At 46.1% G+C, this 1,614-nt stretch carries 1 protein-coding gene; it reads left to right on the top strand.

Annotated features, from left to right (window positions below; genetic code table 11):
* Window positions 1-283: 283 nt before the first annotated feature.
* Window positions 284-1,498: an IS110 family RNA-guided transposase gene (locus tag CLOSYM_RS03950; protein ID WP_003511277.1), complete on the top strand. Its 1,215-nt coding sequence runs from the start codon at window positions 284-286 to the stop codon at window positions 1,496-1,498.
* Window positions 1,499-1,614 lie beyond the last annotated feature (116 nt).

The raw sequence follows: 1,614 nt of genomic DNA, 5'->3' as shown, positions 1-1,614 counted from the left end.
GCTCCTAATATATAAGTGTAGGGTTTCAGTACCCAACAGCCAGTTGGGACTTAATCCTCTCATTGTTTAAGCTGTATAATGATTAGGCATTGGTATGACGACACCTCCTAGGACCACTTTAGGTGTCCGCAAGAAAGCCAGTCAGCCAGCCTATCATTTGCAGCCGTTCGATTTATGCAGGTTGGACTGTCCTTGTACATGTCCGTTTGATACCCCAGGAGATTGAATAAGCAGTGAGGAATGCTGGATACCATGCAAATTCATTTTCAGGAGGTACATTAGGATGTACAACGCTGTCGGTATTGATGTCTCAAAGGGCAAGAGCACCATCGCAGTCCTGCAGCCCGGAGGCGTCATTGTCAGGAAACCCTTTGATGTTTTTCACACTTCCCAATCCTTAAAAGAACTATCAAATTATCTGGCTTCACTTGAAGGGGATACAAGGATTGTAATGGAGTGTACTGGCAGATACCATGAGTCCATGGCTAACTCCCTCTCTAATGCCGGGTTTTTTGTAACTGTCGTCAATCCGCATCTGATTAAAAACTTTGGTAACAATACGTTGCGCAAGGTCAAATCTGACCCTGCTGATGCTAAAAAGATAGCACGCTATACCCTTGACAACTGGGCTGAACTGCGGCAGTATTCATGTATGGACAATACACGTAACCAATTGAAAACCTTAAATTCACAATTCAGCTTCTTTATGAAGCAAAAGGTTGCCGCAAAGGCAAACCTGATTGCACTGTTGGATAATACATACCCCGGTGTAAATAAACTGTTCAACAGCCCTGCCCGTGAAGATGGCAGTGAAAAATGGGTCGATTACGCTTACTCATTCTGGCATGTGGACTGTGTCCGTAAAACCGGCTTGAAAGCTTTTACAGTGCGCTATGAAGCTTTCTGCAGGAAACACCATTATATTTATCAGCCTTCCAAACCAGAAGAACTGTTTAACGCCTCTAAAGAGCTTGTTGCCGTGTTCCCAAAGGAGACGTCCTATAAGCTTCTGATCCAGCAGAGTATCCAGCAGCTCAATCTTGCCTCTGCCCATATCGAACAGCTCCGCAGGGAGATGAATGCACTTGCTTCCACGCTCCCAGAATACGAGGTTGTCATGGGCATGTATGGCGTGGGCAAAACTTACGGTCCCCAGCTCATTGCTGAGATTGGCGATGTTTCAAGATTTACCCATCGGGAGGCAATCACTGCTTTTGCAGGTGTCGATCCCGGTGTGGAGCAGTCAGGGCAGCACAACTCAAAGAGCAACAAAGCTTCCAAATGTGGAACCGGCAGGCTCCGTAAGACCCTGTTCCAGGTCATGACCACCCTGCTCCAGAATGCCCCGGAGAATGAACCTGTCTACCAGTTTCTGAACCGGAAGCGTTCCGAAGGAAAACCTTACTATGTGTACATGACTGCTGGTGCGAATAAGTTCCTCCGCATCTACTACGGCAAGGTAAAAGCACATCTGCGCAGTCTGGAACAAAACGAATAATCATTCCGTCTATTACGGCTTTCTTTTTGACCGGCTGATGAGGCGGTCTTAGAGTTGTGCCATAAAATCACTTCACAAAAATTTTCAAAAAGTGCTTGACTTTTTATTAGCAGGCT

The organism is [Clostridium] symbiosum ATCC 14940, from assembly GCF_000466485.1.
Lineage (GTDB): Bacteria > Bacillota > Clostridia > Lachnospirales > Lachnospiraceae > Otoolea > Otoolea symbiosa.
The sequence above is the reverse complement of the archived record's forward strand: the minus strand, read 5'-3'. Positions and strand labels throughout refer to the sequence as shown.